The organism is Mesorhizobium yinganensis (assembly GCF_040081985.1).
Taxonomy (GTDB): Bacteria; Pseudomonadota; Alphaproteobacteria; order Rhizobiales; family Rhizobiaceae; genus Kumtagia; species Kumtagia yinganensis.
This window is the reverse complement of sequence record NZ_JBEBMH010000014.1, coordinates 1-15,065: the sequence shown is the minus strand read 5'-3', so window position 1 is coordinate 15,065 and position 15,065 is coordinate 1. Positions and strand designations below refer to the sequence as shown.

Here is a 15,065-nt window from a genome sequence, read left to right as displayed (position 1 = left end):
CGCGTTTTCATTCAGCAATTCAGGAGATTAGGCCATGTTGTACTGGGCACTTGTATTCCTTGTGGTCGCCATCATCGCTGGCGCACTTGGCTTCGGCGGCATTGCTGGAACATCGGCCGGGATAGCACAGATTTTGTTCTTCATCTTCCTGGCGTTCTTGGTCATATCGCTCATCGCCGGCCTCGTCCGGCGTGCCTGACCCGTAGTCTTGGCTGAGGTCCAGAAACTGGAAGCCGCACCCCTCAAACGGTTTCCAGCCGCCGCCGGATCACGCTCGCTCAATGCGGTGGGGTCCGGCGGAACCTTTGCACCAAAAGGCCACGCACGCTGAAAATCTGGGCGGGGAGGAACTTCCAGGTCGACGGCTGAAGACCAGAAATATTGGGGCGGGCAATGAGACTGCATTCCATGCCATCGACGCCCAACCGAGGGGGTAGCCTTCTCAAGGCACTGGCGAATACGGGTATTTCCATTACCTATTGCGATCTCGATTTCCGTGTGATCTGGGCGGAGAACCTTCCGGCCGCGTGGTCCACCAATTCGGTCGAAGGCCGCCATCTCAACGAATTTCTCCCTGTTGATGTGGCGACTGATCTCGCGCAAGCAAAGCATGAGGTGATGTCAACCGGAATTTCGAGAAAAATGGAGGTCGGCATTCCGGCGGAAGACGGCGCGAACTGGTTTTCCCTCTGGATCGATGTCGACCGTTCGCCGGACGGCCGGATATTGGGCATCATGACCACCGCCGTGGATATCACCGACCAGAAGCGGCGAGAGCAGACCTTGCGCACCTTGCTTAGGGAAGTGGCGCACCGCTCGAAGAATCTTCTCGCAATAATCCAGAGCATAGCGACGCAGACAGGCCGCCATTCGGAGAACGTGGACAGTTTCCTGGCGCGATTTCGCGGGCGCCTCCAATCACTCGCCTCGACACAGGATTTGGTGACCTCGTCAAACTGGCGAGGTGCGGCTCTTCACGAACTCATTCTCGGTCAGGTCGGCCGCTATACGGCTGACGCTCGCCAGAACATCAGGATCGAAGGCGACAGGCCCTACCTCAATCCCAATGCCGCCCTGCATATCGGCCTCGCACTTCACGAGCTTGCCGTGAATTCCGTGAGTTACGGTGCCCTGTCACGGCCCGATGGCCATGTAACCATCACCACCCGCATCCTCGCCAATTCCGCGCCGGCACTGTCCCTGGTCTGGATCGAGGCAATCAGCGTCGCCACTCACGCACTGGGGCAAAAGCGGTTTGGCAGCGTCGCCTTGGAACGTGTCGTCCCGGCCGCGCTCAACGGCTCGGCGACGCTCGAACTCACCGACACGAAGCTTACTTATTCGCTTCTCGTCCCGGAAGGCAATTTCGAAACCGAATAGTCGATCCGGGAAAACGGACAGCTTCCAAGCAGCTAAGAAGTTTCCATCGCTGCGACGCAAATTCCGCGGAGGCCGTAATGTCTCCGTCATTGGGGAACCGTCCTGCCGCCCGCCTCGTTACTGGCGAAAGGGAATTCGTCATGGAACACATAGCTGCTCTTCTCTTGATCATCGGCTGTTCGGGTGACCTCAAGCAGTGCGATGAAATGCCCTCGCCCGTAACGGTGTACGAGACCTATGAGGAATGCCAGTCGCAACTGGCGCCTGCTCTTTCTTCTTTCCGCGGCCAGCGTGACAAGCTCTTCGGCCAGTGCGTCTATGTCGATCCAGCCATGGAAGAAGAGGACGCCGAACTGGTCTGGGACATCGGCCGCGACGGCCAACTCCATGCCTCGATCGAAGCCACAAACGCCCAGATGGCCGCTACTGTCGACCGATCCATCAAGACTTCCGGCATCGCGCACTGAGACTTGTGCGGTCTACCGCAAATTCCTGTGCTGTGTTCCTCGATTTCGGCGAGCCTGCCGTGCTATTTGTGCCTTCCACACGGAGGACACAATGCACACTCTGCCGACAATGAAGGCCACCCTGATCCTCGCAGTAGGCGCGCTGCTCGCGGGTTGCACAACCCCTGCTCCGCCTACGGTCGACCCCGCCGCCGCCATTGCCGCCAGCAAGGTGGAAACCGCTGGCGCCACTAAGGTGGGATCTGCCTCGCGGCCCGGCTTCTGCACTTACAAGACGGCAGCCGGCGGCCTTTACGAGGCGAAGTGCTAGGACGCCTCGTCCTCCTCGGTCTGTGAGCCGGCACGGCTTTTGCCTCCACCGTGCGAATTCCGCTCGAATTCCCTGTCGAGCGGAACATCTATGTCGATCGACACTCCAGTCTCGGTGAAGTCACGCGTGATTCTTCCGTTTAGCTCGCGCGTGATGTTCATCTCGATGAGTTTCGTTCCGAACCCCGAGCGGCGCGCCGACTCCTGACGTTTCGACCCATGCTCTTGCCAACGCAGCCTCAGCCGTCTCTCCGAAGACGAACGTTCGACGGTCCAACTCACGTTTAGAGCGGCCATGGAGATGGCCACAGCGCCATACTTTAGCGCGTTGGTGGCAAGCTCATGGAATGTCAGGCCGAGCGCCTGTGTCGTCTGTTCGTTGAGAAGCACCTTCGGTCCGTCCAGCGTGTCATCCGGCATCGCCTTGCCGAAGACCTGCTCCAACTCCATCCGCAAGAGGTCGCCGAGTTCCACCTTCTGCCATCGCGACCGCGTCAGCATGTCCTGCGAGGCGGCCATGGATTGCAACCGTGAGGCGAACGAGGCGGAAAACTCCTTCAAGTCGGCTGAATTGGCCGCAGTCTGCCTCGCCATGGCCAGCACACGGGTTATCGAGTTCTTGATGCGGTGCTTCATCTCCTGAAGCATCAAGTCCTTTTCGGCAAGACTGCGTTCGGTGGCATCGTGAAGCCGCGATTTCGCTTCGTAGGTCCGTTCCTGATAGCGCGCCAGCGCGGCCACGGCGGCGGCCAGCATCAGTCCGGCCAGCCCGAGCAGGATCGGCAGCGCTTGCGACGACGGCCGCTGGAAGCCGCTGGTCGGGCGGAACTGCAGGGTCCACTCCCTCCCGGCAACCGTCAGTTTTCGCGTGACGAGAAAATCGTTGGAAAAGCGCGTGTCAGGCGGCGCCTCGGACCGGAACAGCAGGGTGTCGGGTGATGCCGGCCCGTCATGCACCTCGACATTGACCGGAAGGATGGGCGGCTTGACCAGCGCGGAGTAAAAAAGCTCGGCCGTGCGGAAAGCGACATAGACCAGGCCAACCGAGGGGTTCTCGGCACCGTCGGGATCGGAAGCCTTCGCACGCAAGGCCGAATAGACGAGGATACCCGGGGTCGGCTGGCTGCTGCCGGTATTTTGCCCCAGCACCACGCGGCTCGTCGCCTTCGCGCCCTCGCTCGCCAGCGCCGCCTGAATCGCTGCCCGGCGGGCAGGCTCCGAATACATATCGAAGCCAATCGCCGCCTGCGAATTCTCATCGAGCGGCTCGAACAGTGTGACGGGTGCCCGCCAGGCTTGCGTGGAAGCCGGAAAAATCTTGTGGGATGAACCGAATTCGGAGGCGATCCTCTGCTCAAGCGCCGCTTCAGCACCGCTTTTGACCAGGCTCAGGAAGCCTACCCCGCGCAGGCCTGGAAAATTCTCATTCGCATGCAGAGATACATAGTAATTGCTGAACTCGGCCTTGGTGACGTTGCCGTAACGCGCCTCGAAGAAGGCCTGCGTCGAAACGAGAAGCGATAGGTCCAGGTCGAGCCGACTTTCCAGCCGGCCCAAGGCGTCGTCGGCAGCGGCCTCGAACTTGAAGCGTGCAGCCTCCTCGCCGGTGCGATATGCGAAGCCGGCTGTAACAAGGCTGGCGACCGCCACAGCCGCAAACGCCAGATACGGGAGCAGCTTCTTCAACGCCGACTTTGCCCTCACGAAGTACCGACTTTATGGAGTCAGGGGCACGAGAATGCAATGCACGCGCGGGAAGCTCTGGCCCAGCGTCCCGTGCATCCATTGTACCTGATGGCGCCAGCGCGGAAGGCAAACGCCGGCTGTCATGCCGCGGCGGTGGCGACCCTCAGCGCGCCCGGGCCGGGGACGGCACCGGCAGGGCATTTGCCGAGGATGATCATGCCAAGCACCTCGTCCTGGGTGACGTCCTGGGTGCGCGCCGTGCCGACCACCTGGCCGTTCTTCATGACACAGACCCGGTCCGCGAGATCGAAGACGTCGTGGATGTCGTGGCTGATCAGGAATATGCCGATGCCCTCGGCCTTCAATTGCTTCACCAGTTCGCCGACCTGCGCCGTCTCCTGAGGCCCAAGCGCCGCGGTCGGCTCATCCATGATCAGGATGCGCGCGTTGAACAGGATAGCACGGGCGATCGCCACCGATTGCCGCTGGCCGCCCGAAAGTTTCACCACCGGTTCCTTGAAGCGCTGGAAGCGCGGATTGAGCCGGCCCATCACCTTGCGCGCTTCCGATTCCATCGCGGCGTCGTCCAATGTACCCCATCCGGTCATCAGCTCGCGGCCGAGAAAGAGATTGGCGGCGGCATCGACATTGTCGGCCAGCGCCAGCGTCTGGTAGATCGTCTCGATGCCGTATTTCTTGGCATCGCGCGGGTTGGAGATCGACGCCTCCTCGCCATTGACGAAGATCTGCCCGGCGTCACGCTTGTAGGCGCCGGACAGGATTTTTATCAGCGTCGATTTTCCCGCGCCGTTGTGACCGAGCAGGGCCACGACCTCGCCGGAATAGAGGTTGACCGACGCGTCGTCGACGGCGCGGATGCCACCGAAAGCGATCGAGATGTTGCGCATGTCGATGAGGGGTGTGCGGGTATCGGCCATAATGTCCTCCCTCAGACGCGCTTGCGGTAGACAGTGTCAAGCCACACAGCGACGACCAGCACGGCGCCGACGACGATGCTCTGCAGCGGCGAGTCAACGCCGAGCAGCACCATGCCCGACTGCAGCGACTGCATCAGTAGCGCGCCGAGCATGGCGCCGATGACTGTGCCCGAGCCGCCGGCGAGCGAGGTGCCGCCGATGACGGCGGCTGCAATCACGAGCAGCTCGTCGAGCGTACCGAGCGAGTTGGTCGACGAGTTGAGGCGCGCCGACGAGACCGCCGCGCTGATCGCGGCCAGCACGCCCATGATCATGAACACTTTCATGGTCACCCAGCGGGTCTTGATGCCGGCGAGGTTGGCAGCTTCCGGATTGCCGCCGATGGCGAAGACGTAGCGGCCGAAGCGGGTGCGGTTGGTGACGAAGGTCATGACGATGCCGACGGCGATCGCGATCAGCACAGGAATGGCAATGCCATGCGCAATGAACAGCCCGCCTTCCGGCACGGTAATGCCGTTCTCCTCGGCATAACGCTTCACGATGCCCGCCGGCCAGGGATAGGAGTTGGCGATCCAGACGGCACCGAGGATGATTGCGCAGGTGACGACACCGCGCAGCACTTCGGCCCATACGGGCCGCAGCGGAAAGCGGAACCGCTTGCGCTGCCGGCGCGCATGCAGGAGCATCAGCACGACGGCGCCGCAGGCAACGACGGCAAGCACCCAGCTCCAGCGCGCGCCGATCGAGCCCTGCGGGCCGCCGCCCATAAGCTGGAATGTGGCGTCGAGCGGGGCGATCGTCTGGCCGCTGGTGACCCACCAGGCGGCTCCCCGCCACACCAGCAAGCCGCCGAGCGTCACGATGAAGGCCGGAACATCCATATAGGCGATGATGAAACCCTGAAACGCGCCGATGGCCAACCCAATCGCCAGGCCGATGGCCAGCGCCAGAACCCAGATCCACGGATTGCCGAGTTCCAGGCCGACAAAACGCACGAGAAAATGCACCTGGGCGAAGCCCATGATCATGCCGACCAGGCCCTCCACCGACCCGACCGACAGATCGATGTTGCGCATGACGATGACCAGAACCATGCCGGTCGCCATGATCGCCACCGACGAGGTCTGAACGGAGAGATTCCACAGGTTGCGGGCGGCCAGGAAGGTGCGGCTATCGAACTCGAACGGATTAACGCCGATCCGCATGCTCGATATGAGCTGAAGTCCGATCCAGATGATCAGCAGGGCACCGACCATGCCGAGCATGCGCGTGTCGATCTCGGTGGCCTTGAGGAAACGAGCGATCCCCGAGAGTTCGGACGCGCGGGCACGATCAGGCGCCGCGCCGGATGTGGCATCGGTCATGATGATCTCCTCCCCTCCGGTCTGCCATCTGTCGCAGCTTGCCGAAGATTGTCCATCCTAGAAAAACGCCGCGGTTTTCGCAAACCGCGGCGCCATGGTGCGTTCGCCTAGGCTGCTCAGTTGCAGGCAGCGACTGACCCGGCCGCGACACCGGCGCAAGCCACGTCCTTCGATATCCAACCCGCGTCGATGACGACGTTGAGGTTGTCTTTGGTGATCGCCACAGGGGTCAGGAAAACCGACTTGACGGAATTGCCACCCGGCGTGGTGAAGTCGACTGCGCCGGCGATGTCGGCATTCTTTTTGCCGTCGGCGAGCTGCGAGGCAATCTCGGCGGCGGCCTTGCCGAGTTCGCGCGCGTCCTTCCAGACCGAAACGGTCTGTGTGCCGAGCGCGATACGGTTGAGGGCCGCCTGATCGCCGTCCTGGCCGGAAACCGGCACCGAGCCGGCAAGGCCCTGCGCGGCGAGCGCCGCGATGGCGCCGCCCGCCGTGCCGTCATTGGAGGCGACCACCGCGTCGACCTTGTTGTCGTTGGCGGTCAGGAACTGCTCCATGTTCTTCTGCGCGTTGGCGGGCAGCCAGCCATCGGTATAGGCTTCGCCGACATTCTTGATCTTGCCGGCGTCAACGGCTTCCTTGAGCACTTCCATCTGGCCAGAGAACAGGAAGTCGGCGTTCGGATCGGCGCCAGAGCCCTTGATGAACACGTAGTTGCCCTCGGGCTTGACGGCAAACACGCCCTTGGCCTGCAGGCGGCCGACTTCCTTGTTGTCGAAGGTCAGGTAGAACACCTCCTTGTTCTCGATCAGACGGTCATAGCCGACGACCGGAATGCCCTCGTCGACCGCCTTCTGCACGGCCGGGCCGATAGCCGAGGCGTCCTGCGCTAGGATGATGAGCGCGTTGGCGCCCTGGCTGATCAGGCTTTCGACGTCGGTAAGCTGCTTGCCGGGGTTCGACTGCGCGTCGGCGGAGATATACTTGTCACCGGCGGCCTCGATAGCGGCCTTCATTGCCGCTTCGTCGGTCTTCCAGCGCTCTTCCTGGAAGTTGGACCAGGAAACGCCGATGACCTTGTCCTTGGCGCTGGCGACGCTGGCAAGCGTCATAGACAGCGCGACACCCGCCAGCATGGCGGCTGCGAATTTCCTCATGATTTCCTCCCTGGCGCCCGTGAGGCGCACTCAACTTGGCGAGGCTCTTTTTTTCGAGCCTCGAAAAATATGTCTCACCGGCGCATTGCTGTCAATCTGGATTTGTTCGGCGCCCCCATTTTTTCGACATCCGAAATAATATCGACATGCCAGGCGCCTTCTGCCACTATCGCAGGCAGCCAGCCCGAGGACGACCAAGAAGCTGGCGCACAGTGGGAGGAAGCAAGTCATGTCGGTCGGGATCCGTCACGACGACCTGCGCAAACGCAACCGCGCGATGGTCATCTCCGCAGTTCGCCGCGCCGGCCAGGTGTCGCGCACCGATATCGCCGCCACGACCGGCCTCAGCCATTCCACCATCTCGGCGATTTCCGCCGACTTGATCGCCGAAGGCATCCTCGCCGAGGCGAAGGGGGCGGAAGCGAGCACTGCGAGAAGGGGGCGCCCACAAGTTGCGATCGGCCTCAATCCGGAAGCGGCCACGGTTGTCGCCGTGGTGCTGCTCTTCAACTTGCTTTCGGTTGCCGTGGTCGACTTCTCCGGCCGCGTCATCGCGGAGGAGCGCAAGAAACTCTCGACCTTCGATCTCTCGGAGGAAGAGTTGATCGGCGAATGCATCGCCATGGTCCGGCGCCAGACCGCAAGGCCCGCAGCCGCCGGCCGCACGGTGCTGCGGGTCGTGCTGGCGGTCCAGGGCACAACAGACGCGACCAGCCGCAAGATGCTGTGGTCGCCCATCACCACCCATGAAGGCATCGATTTCGGCGGACGGCTGGAGAAGGCGTTCGGTGTGCCGGTCACCGTGGAAAACGACTGCAACATGATCGCGGTCGCACTGCGCTGGCACGATCCGGACCGCTACCGGGACGATTTCATCGCGATTCTCCTGTCGCATGGCATCGGCATGGGGCTGGTACTCAAAGGCGAGTTGTTCACCGGCACGCATTCTTCCGGCGGCGAGTTCGGCCACATGGTGCATCGGCCCGATGGCGCGCTCTGCCGCTGCGGTCGGCGTGGCTGCGTGGAAGCCTATGCTGGCAACTACGCGATCTGGCGCAGCGCCAGCGGCGCCAGCGAGGACGAGGCGCCTGTTTCCGACATCAGCGCGGACGACATGGCGAGCCTCGCCGCCCTGGCGCGCGACCACGACGGCCCCGAGCGTGAGGCCTACCAGAAGGCCGGCGAGGCGCTGGGCTATGGGTTGGGCAGCCTGTTCGCGCTGATCGACCCGGCTCCCGTGGCCATGGTGGGCATCGGCGCCCGCGCCTTCGACCTGATCGAGCCGGCACTGCGCTCGGCAATCGCCATGACCGCCGGAGGCCAGCATTCGAAGGCGATCTCGTTCGCGACCTATGCCGACGAGTTGCCGTTGATCACGCTGGGCTGCTCCATGCGGGCGCTGACCTTCATCGACGCGGAAGTTCTGGCGGCCGGCGACCCGGCGGCATCGCGCGGCAGGGACGTGGCGTAGGGTGAACCCCAGTTCGCAAAGTGAAATCATGCGCCAAGGTCTTCGACTCGTCGAGGAGCGTGAGGTGAAACTGAAGGTGCTGCGGGAGACGAGCGATGCACCAACCGCGCGAGGCGGCAGCAACACGACAGAGCAAGTTAGAGAGGCCGTAAGTGGCCTTCCCTACCCATCGAACTTGATCGGCACAAATATCGTCCGCTGTGCCTTAGGCAGATCGGGGGGCGGAGCGGGTACTGGAGAAGAACGTTCCACCAGACTGACGGCGGCGGCATCGACCTTCGGATTGCCCGACGACGCTCCTACCGACACAGACAGGACATCGCCACTGGGGCTGACGGAGAACCGGATGTTCACCTTGCCCCGACCGCTGCCTCCGCGTTGGCGGCGCACAATATGGCGATAGACCTTTTTCTGCCAGGTGGCTGGCGACATATTTGAGCCGCTCCCTCCATTCGCGCCCGCCGCCACAGCCGCCTTCGGCGCATCCTGCGCGGATTTTTTTGCGGCAATGCTCGCTTTCGGCACAGGCTGCTTCTTCGGCGGCGCCTTCTTGGCTTCCTTGACCGTTTCGACCGGTTTTGGTTTCTCGACCGGCTTCGCCTTCGCCGCCGGCTTCGGTTCCTCGGCCGGCTCGCGTTTTGCGGGGGCCGGCTCCGCATCGGCTTCCACCGGGCGCGGCTCGGGCACGGCCACCGCGACCTCGGGCAGCGGCGCCTCGACAATATCCGGAATGACCTCCTCGGCCTCGGCGGTCGTCGGCTCGACCGTGGGCTCGATCATTTCCGGCGCCACCTCCGATGTCTCCGTGACCACCTCCGGCGCGGTCTCCGCCGCTTCTGCCCGCTCGACCGGTTCCGGCTCGACGGGCCGGGCGTTTTCCGGTGTAATCTCGTCCACCACGGTTTCCTGAAGTGGATCGACCTTGTCGAATTCTTCGACCTGGTCGACGGGCGTATCGGCGGCCGGAACGGTTTCCGCCAACTCCACCGGTTCGTCGACGGCCTCGGCATCAAAACTGTCGACGGTGTCCGGCGTGTCGGACGGCACTGCCTCCGACTGGACCGTCGCCGGAGAAAGGTCGATCATGATCGCTGCGGGCGCTGCCTCGTCCGTCGGCGGTTCGGCGCTTGCCCAACGATAGGCTTGCCAGCCCGTGCCGGCATGAAGCAGCAACGCCACGAGCGTCGCGCCCGACCAAAGAAGCATCTCATGCCGCTGCAGGCGCGGCAAAAGCATTGTGGAGATCGCGGTCGCGCTCATTGCGCAGGTCCGGCGGGCTGCGCGGCGTCGCCGGAAGCGGCCGGGGCCGTCTCCAGTCCGACCAGCGCGATCTTCAGATAGCCGGCGCCTCGCAGGATGTTCATGACGTCCATCAACTCGCCATAGTCGACGGCGCGGTCGGCCCGCAGGAAGACACGCTGCTGCTTGTCGCCGGCGGTGGCGCGATCGAGCGCCGCGGCGACCGCTTCGCGGCCGACCGTGTCGTTGCCGATGGAAAGCGACAGATCGTCCTTCAGCGTCACGTAAAGCGGCTTGTCCGGCCGCGGCGAAACAGTCGCGGTCGATGCCGGCAGGTCGACATTGACGTCCACCGTCGCCAATGGCGCCGCCACCATGAAGATGATCAGCAGCACCAGCATAACGTCGATGAATGGCGTGACATTGATCTCGTGGTTTTCCTCGAGGTCGTCGCCGTCGAAGGATTCGCGGATACCGCCGGCCATGACGCCTACTCCGCCGCCTCGCGGGAAACGTCCGCCGTCCGCGCGGCGTGGACTGGATGGCGCTTGCGCGACAGCGCTCGGAAATCGAGATCCCGGCTGACCAGCCGCTCGACACCGGCCGCGGCGTCGGCCAGCGCCTGGCGATAGCCGACGATCGATCGGGCGAACACGTTGTAGATGACCACGGCGGGAATGGCGGCGACCAGGCCGATCGCTGTCGCAAGCAGGGCCTCGGCGATGCCGGGCGCAACGACGGCCAGATTGGTGGTCTGCGCTTCGGAGATACCGATGAAGGAGTTCATGATGCCCCAGACCGTGCCGAATAGTCCGACGAAGGGAGCGGTGGAGCCGATGGTCGCCAGAACGCCGGTGCCTTTGCCCAGCCGCCGCCCGGCCTGCGCTTGGATACGGCCGAGCCGGGATGCGACGCGTTCTTTCAGCCCGTCGGCCGAGGCATGATCCAACGCCTCGGCGGAAAGACCGACTTCGTCAGCCGCGGCCCTGACCAAATCCGCGCCTGGGCCGCCACGCGCTCCGACTTGGGTGGCCGCGTCGTCGAGCCCTCGCACCGAACTCAATATGCGCAGCACGCCGCGCAGCCGTGCCCTCGCGGCGGCGAGTTCGAGCGATTTGGCGACCCATACGGTCCACGTGATCAGCGACGCGAAGGCCAGCCCGATCATCACGCCCTTGACCACCCAGTCGGCGGCCATGAACATGCCCCACGGCGACAGATTGTGCGGCAGGGTGGAGCGGTCGGCGCCTTCCGCCGCCGCCGGCTCGGCCTGGTTGGTCGCAATTCCTCCCTCATCGACCGGCGCCGCGCCTTCCGCCGTCAATCCTGGCATCCGTGCATCGGATGATGGAGATTGAGAAGAGGTGGCGGGCGCCGGCGCGGTCATGGCAGGCGAAGCAGCAGGCGCTTGCGCGGACTCTTGAGCCAGGGCCTGATCGCTGACGAAAGACAGAACCAGGAACACCGAGGCAAGGCGCCAGAAGCGCAGGCCATTCCGGCTTCGACTGGAAAAACTCGGTACGGTTCCCAAACTCGACTCCCGCTCTCGTCTTCCGGCGGACTGCACCGCCAGCCAGACCTCGCGGTCACGCCGGTGTGCGCCGACCCATAGGGCCGAACCGGAAAAGATCCTGCGTCGCAGCTTCATCACGAAGCTCGCGAAACGACCGATGCCGCGCATCGATCTCGGATTGGGCAACTAACATTCTTGACTATTTCATTCAACAATAATCTGACGAATAGGTGTCGCCAGTGCACCGGGCAAGCCGCGGTTGAGGAATGTGGGTCGAAGTGGGCCTACGGCGCCTGTCCCGTCGATAGGGGAACCAGACCACCGAAGGTGCCGTTCGAGGCCCGCGCAAGGCTGCTCGCCAGCATGCCATCGTGGCGGAATGTTCACTCATCCCGACCCGCCGACACGATTGAGCGCCACCAACTCGCCGCAAGCTGGCGCATCAAGCCTCCCGGCTTGAAACCGGGTCCGAACTGGTTTTTGTTGCGAACGCCGGTTGAGGACTTTGGACCGGACACGCCGTTCGGCAACGTTGGAGGGAGGCATGATTCTGTTCGATCTATCTGGCGAAGTGGCGGTCGTCACCGGCGCCGGCAGCGGCATCGGCCAGGCGATCGCCGTCGGACTGGCTGAGGCCGGCGCCGACGTCGCCTGCTTCGGCCATGCTTCGAAAGGCGGGTTGGAGGAGACGGCGGCAAGGATCGCGGCCCTTGGCCGAAAGTCGCTCGTGTTAACCGGAACGGTCACCTCGCAAGCCGACCTGTCGGCCGCGATGGACCGGATCGAGAATGAACTCGGCCCGCTCTCCATCGCCGTCAACAATGCCGGCATTGGCGGGTCCGATCCCGCTCAGACGATGCCGGCCGAGAAGTGGGACCGGATCTATGACGTCAACGTCAAGGGGCTCTTCCTGTCCTGCCAGGCGCAGGCGCGCGTCATGCTTGCCAACAACAAGGGATCGATCATCAACATCGCCTCGATTTCGGGCTCGATCGTCAACCGCGGTCTTACCCAGGCGCACTACAATTCGTCCAAGGCCGCCGTGATCCATCTGTCGAAAAGCCTTGCCATGGAATGGGTAGGCCGCGGTGTGCGGGTCAATGTCATCAGCCCCGGCTACACCCTGACGCCGATGAACCAGGGCGAACGCAACAAGATCTTCGCCGAAAGCACGCCAATCGGCCGCCTTGCCGAGCCGGAGGAGATGGTCGGCCCCGCCATCTTCCTGGCCAGCCGCGCATCGTCCTACGTCACCGGCCTCGACCTCCTCGTCGACGGTGGCTTCGTCTGCTGGTAGAATGCAAAAAGGCCTACACTCAATCACCCGGCCTGCCCCTCCCGGCGGAGACGGAGGTTCGATTCCCGTCGGCTGTACCGGTGACTTCAATCCCGCGGAATGTTCGACCGAGTATTTCCGTGAGCTGCCGAAATTCGATTGGCTTTACCAGTAGCGGTATCGTTTTGAACTCTGCCGGGATCACACTCACATCGTAACCCGTCGTGAAGACCACCGGAATGCCTGCGGCGCGCAGCTCTTCGGCCAAGGGATAGATCAAGGTACCGCCAATATTGATATCCAGCACCGCGGCCGAAGGTGATTGTCCTTGCTGAAGCGCCACACGAGCCTGTTCGGAGCGGCTGAACGGTCCGATCACGCGAGCACCCCACGCCACCAGCGCGCGTTCGAGTTCAGCCGCGATAAAGTACTCATCCTCGACCACGAGGATTCCAACATCCTGCAGCGTGCGACCGGTCATGTCCTCACCGCCTCCTCTATAAAGGTAGTTCGATGGTGCAACGAAGTTTGCCCTCGCCGAGATCGAAGGTGGTTTTGGCACCCAGCGTGTACGGGAGTGCCTTCTCGATCAGCACGCGCCCATATCCCCCCTCTGGCTTTGCGGATTTACCCGACGTCTCGAGAGTGCCGTCCTCCGACCAACGGATGAAAAGGCAGCGACCACCGTCAGAACTGGATCTGACCTCCCAGCGAATGACGAGCGTTCCGGATGCTGAAGCGAGCGCACCGTATTTTCGAGCATTGGTCGCAAGTTCATGCAGGGCCAGCGCCAGCGTCTGGATCGTGCCGAGCGGCAGCGCGACATCCGGGCCGTCGATCGTTACGCGGTCGCGAGCGCCCAGCGCCTCGATCTCGAGACGGACGAGCGCTGCGAAAGAAATCCCACCAGTGTCGCCTTCCGACAACAGGCTCTGCACGCGCGAGAGCGCAGATAGCCGTTCGTTGAACCCCTTGCCGAACTCCTTGAGGTCGGCACTGCGTTCAATCGTTTGAGACGCGATCGATTGGACAACGGCCAACAGGTTCCGGGTGCGGTGTTGCAACTCGCCCACCATGACGTCCAAGCGCTCGGTCGCCTGCTTCTGTACCGTAATATCCACGAACGTAATCACAACGCCGTCGATCTTGTCGTCGACGGTCCGATAGGGCCGCATGCGCACATCATACCAGCGGCCGCTACGGCTCTGCACCTCGCGCTGGATTGGCGTGAGGTCGGCGAGCAAGGTGCGAGCATCGCTCGTCAGACGGTCATAGTCGAGCTGGTGAGCAAAGTCTGTGATCGGGCGCCCCTCATCCGCTGGCGTGATCGAGAACAGCTCGGTGACCCGATTCGTGAAGCGCTTGATCCTCAGCATCGAGTCGAGGAAAAGCGTACCGAAGTCGGTTGCGGCCATCAGGTTCTGCAGGTCTGAATGGGCACGCGAAATCGTCTCGAGCTTAAGCTTCAGCTCCGAGTTGACTGTTTGCAGCTCCTCGTTGATCGACTGCAGCTCCTCCTTGCTGGTCTCGAGCTCCTCCGACGTCGACCGGTATTCCTCGTTGATGGATTGCAACTCTTCGTTGGCGGCGCGCAGTTCCTCGTTCGCGGCGTCCGATTCCTCGCGCACGGTGCGCAGCCGCGATTGCGTGAGCTCCAGCTCCTGCGTCAATCGCCTCACGGCCTCGCCCGTCGCATGCCCGTCGGCAACGGCGACCTGGTCGGTGACTTCCTCGCCCTCGATGAACATCACCACGGCGTGGCGGAGGTTGGGAGCCTCCACGCCATTAGCCCCTCTGACCAACACGTGAACGCGATGCTGGTTGCCATTGAAGCGCACCATGATCGGAAGGCTCAACGTCGGCATATTTTGCTCGTAAAGCCGGTTGAGCGCCGAACGCAGCTCGAACCGAAGCTCCGGACGGACGAGATCGACGACATCGCCACTGAGCAATCCGCCGGACGGTTGCAGGAACCGGCCGGCATTGTCGGACATGTGCAACACCCTGTGGGTGTCATCGACCAGGATGCTCGGCGGAGCGACCTTCTCTATTGCGCGCCGATGAACCGCGTGTTGATTTCCGCGAAGAACTGACCCGGGGTTTCCACTGAGAACTGACCCGGGTGGATGATGGGTCTGGGTCAGGTCGGGGTCAAGTTTTTGGTTTTCTCCTTCGCGGGTTTGACGGGTTTTGCCGAACTGTTCCTGAAGCGGAAGCTGTCGTTTCCGGTCTCCAGGATATGGCAATGGTGAGTTAGGCGATCGA

Annotated in this window: 15 protein-coding genes and 1 pseudogene; 6 read left to right on the top strand and 10 right to left on the bottom strand. The window is 63.0% G+C overall.

Features of this window, described 5'->3' with window-relative positions; translation table 11 throughout:
- Window positions 1-34: 34 nt before the first annotated feature.
- The 4 genes from ABMA59_RS22380 to ABMA59_RS22365 all read left to right on the top strand — a co-directional run bounded on the left by ABMA59_RS22380 (window position 35) and on the right by ABMA59_RS22365 (window position 2,157).
- The gene (locus tag ABMA59_RS22380; RefSeq protein WP_349007609.1) at window positions 35-199 is read left to right on the top strand and encodes a DUF1328 domain-containing protein; all 165 of its coding nucleotides are present in this window, start codon (window positions 35-37) and stop codon (window positions 197-199) included.
- 194 nt (window positions 200-393) lie between these two features.
- Window positions 394-1,380 (top strand): sensor histidine kinase, encoded by a 987-nt coding sequence (locus ABMA59_RS22375; protein WP_349007608.1) that lies wholly within the window; start codon window positions 394-396, stop codon window positions 1,378-1,380.
- A 77-nt stretch (window positions 1,381-1,457) separates the two neighbouring features.
- Window positions 1,458-1,847 carry a hypothetical protein gene (locus ABMA59_RS22370; RefSeq protein WP_349007607.1) on the top strand — a complete coding sequence of 130 codons (390 nt, stop codon included), beginning with the start codon at window positions 1,458-1,460 and terminating at the stop codon, window positions 1,845-1,847.
- A 91-nt stretch (window positions 1,848-1,938) separates the two neighbouring features.
- Window positions 1,939-2,157, top strand: a complete 219-nt coding sequence (locus ABMA59_RS22365; RefSeq protein ID WP_349007606.1) for a hypothetical protein — start codon at window positions 1,939-1,941, stop codon at window positions 2,155-2,157.
- Here ABMA59_RS22365 and ABMA59_RS22360 read toward each other — a convergent pair.
- From ABMA59_RS22360 to xylF, 4 genes are all read right to left on the bottom strand, one after another.
- Window positions 2,154-3,842 carry a CHASE domain-containing protein gene (locus ABMA59_RS22360; protein ID WP_349007605.1) on the bottom strand — a complete coding sequence of 563 codons (1,689 nt, stop codon included), beginning with the start codon at window positions 3,840-3,842 and terminating at the stop codon, window positions 2,154-2,156. The genes ABMA59_RS22365 and ABMA59_RS22360 overlap by 4 nt on opposite strands.
- Window positions 3,843-3,982: 140 nt before the next feature.
- Window positions 3,983-4,780 carry an ATP-binding cassette domain-containing protein gene (locus ABMA59_RS22355; protein WP_349007604.1) on the bottom strand — a complete coding sequence of 266 codons (798 nt, stop codon included), beginning with the start codon at window positions 4,778-4,780 and terminating at the stop codon, window positions 3,983-3,985.
- Between the two features lie 11 nt (window positions 4,781-4,791).
- Window positions 4,792-6,144: a sugar ABC transporter permease gene (locus ABMA59_RS22350; RefSeq protein ID WP_349007603.1), complete on the bottom strand. Its 1,353-nt coding sequence runs from the start codon at window positions 6,142-6,144 to the stop codon at window positions 4,792-4,794.
- Between the two features lie 116 nt (window positions 6,145-6,260).
- Window positions 6,261-7,301 carry a D-xylose ABC transporter substrate-binding protein gene (xylF, locus tag ABMA59_RS22345; protein WP_349007602.1) on the bottom strand — a complete coding sequence of 347 codons (1,041 nt, stop codon included), beginning with the start codon at window positions 7,299-7,301 and terminating at the stop codon, window positions 6,261-6,263.
- Window positions 7,302-7,530: 229 nt separating this feature from the next.
- Here xylF and ABMA59_RS22340 point away from each other — a divergent pair, with 229 nt between their 5' ends.
- Window positions 7,531-8,772, top strand: a complete 1,242-nt coding sequence (locus ABMA59_RS22340) for an ROK family transcriptional regulator (RefSeq protein WP_349007601.1) — start codon at window positions 7,531-7,533, stop codon at window positions 8,770-8,772.
- Between the two features lie 162 nt (window positions 8,773-8,934).
- On the opposite strand, the gene ABMA59_RS22330 is transcribed toward ABMA59_RS22340, so the two are convergent.
- From ABMA59_RS22330 to exbB, 3 genes are read right to left on the bottom strand one after another with little or no spacing between them, the layout of a single operon-like run.
- Window positions 8,935-10,032 (bottom strand): energy transducer TonB family protein, encoded by a 1,098-nt coding sequence (locus tag ABMA59_RS22330; RefSeq protein ID WP_349007600.1) that lies wholly within the window; start codon window positions 10,030-10,032, stop codon window positions 8,935-8,937.
- On the bottom strand, window positions 10,029-10,496 hold the full coding sequence (exbD, locus tag ABMA59_RS22325) for a TonB system transport protein ExbD (RefSeq protein WP_349007599.1): 468 nt from the start codon (window positions 10,494-10,496) through the stop codon (window positions 10,029-10,031). Before exbD ends, ABMA59_RS22330 begins: the two co-directional genes overlap by 4 nt.
- 5 nt (window positions 10,497-10,501) lie before the next feature.
- On the bottom strand, window positions 10,502-11,659 hold the full coding sequence (gene exbB, locus ABMA59_RS22320; RefSeq protein ID WP_425475968.1) for a tonB-system energizer ExbB: 1,158 nt from the start codon (window positions 11,657-11,659) through the stop codon (window positions 10,502-10,504).
- A gap of 409 nt (window positions 11,660-12,068) precedes the next feature.
- On the opposite strand from exbB, the gene ABMA59_RS22315 reads away from it, so the two are divergent.
- A complete protein-coding gene (locus tag ABMA59_RS22315; protein ID WP_349007598.1) occupies window positions 12,069-12,821 on the top strand; it encodes an SDR family oxidoreductase in 753 nt (250 codons plus the stop codon).
- Window positions 12,822-12,840: 19 nt separating this feature from the next.
- Here ABMA59_RS22315 and ABMA59_RS22310 read toward each other — a convergent pair whose 3' ends face one another.
- The 3 genes and pseudogenes from ABMA59_RS22310 to ABMA59_RS22300 form a co-directional block, all read right to left on the bottom strand.
- Complete coding sequence (locus ABMA59_RS22310; RefSeq protein WP_349007597.1) at window positions 12,841-13,281, bottom strand: response regulator; 441 nt, start codon at window positions 13,279-13,281, stop codon at window positions 12,841-12,843.
- 16 nt (window positions 13,282-13,297) lie between these two features.
- A pseudogene (locus tag ABMA59_RS22305) lies at window positions 13,298-14,869 on the bottom strand (sensor histidine kinase); the annotation flags it as partial.
- Between the two features lie 71 nt (window positions 14,870-14,940).
- The coding region (locus tag ABMA59_RS22300; protein WP_349007100.1) for an ATP-binding protein at window positions 14,941-15,065 on the bottom strand (125 nt) is incomplete at its 5' end.

Coding starts and splice junctions, on each gene's coding strand:
- ABMA59_RS22380 (WP_349007609.1), top strand. CDS start 35: ATGTTGTACTGGGCACTTGTATTCCTTGTGGTCGCCATCATCGCTGGC.
- ABMA59_RS22375 (WP_349007608.1), top strand. CDS start 394: ATGAGACTGCATTCCATGCCATCGACGCCCAACCGAGGGGGTAGCCTT.
- ABMA59_RS22370 (WP_349007607.1), top strand. CDS start 1,458: ATGTCTCCGTCATTGGGGAACCGTCCTGCCGCCCGCCTCGTTACTGGC.
- ABMA59_RS22365 (WP_349007606.1), top strand. CDS start 1,939: ATGCACACTCTGCCGACAATGAAGGCCACCCTGATCCTCGCAGTAGGC.
- ABMA59_RS22355 (WP_349007604.1), bottom strand. CDS start 4,780: ATGGCCGATACCCGCACACCCCTCATCGACATGCGCAACATCTCGATC.
- ABMA59_RS22350 (WP_349007603.1), bottom strand. CDS start 6,144: ATGACCGATGCCACATCCGGCGCGGCGCCTGATCGTGCCCGCGCGTCC.
- xylF (WP_349007602.1), bottom strand. CDS start 7,301: ATGAGGAAATTCGCAGCCGCCATGCTGGCGGGTGTCGCGCTGTCTATG.
- ABMA59_RS22340 (WP_349007601.1), top strand. CDS start 7,531: ATGTCGGTCGGGATCCGTCACGACGACCTGCGCAAACGCAACCGCGCG.
- ABMA59_RS22330 (WP_349007600.1), bottom strand. CDS start 10,032: ATGAGCGCGACCGCGATCTCCACAATGCTTTTGCCGCGCCTGCAGCGG.
- exbD (WP_349007599.1), bottom strand. CDS start 10,496: ATGGCCGGCGGTATCCGCGAATCCTTCGACGGCGACGACCTCGAGGAA.
- exbB (WP_425475968.1), bottom strand. CDS start 11,659: ATGAAGCTGCGACGCAGGATCTTTTCCGGTTCGGCCCTATGGGTCGGC.
- ABMA59_RS22315 (WP_349007598.1), top strand. CDS start 12,069: ATGATTCTGTTCGATCTATCTGGCGAAGTGGCGGTCGTCACCGGCGCC.
- ABMA59_RS22310 (WP_349007597.1), bottom strand. CDS start 13,281: ATGACCGGTCGCACGCTGCAGGATGTTGGAATCCTCGTGGTCGAGGAT.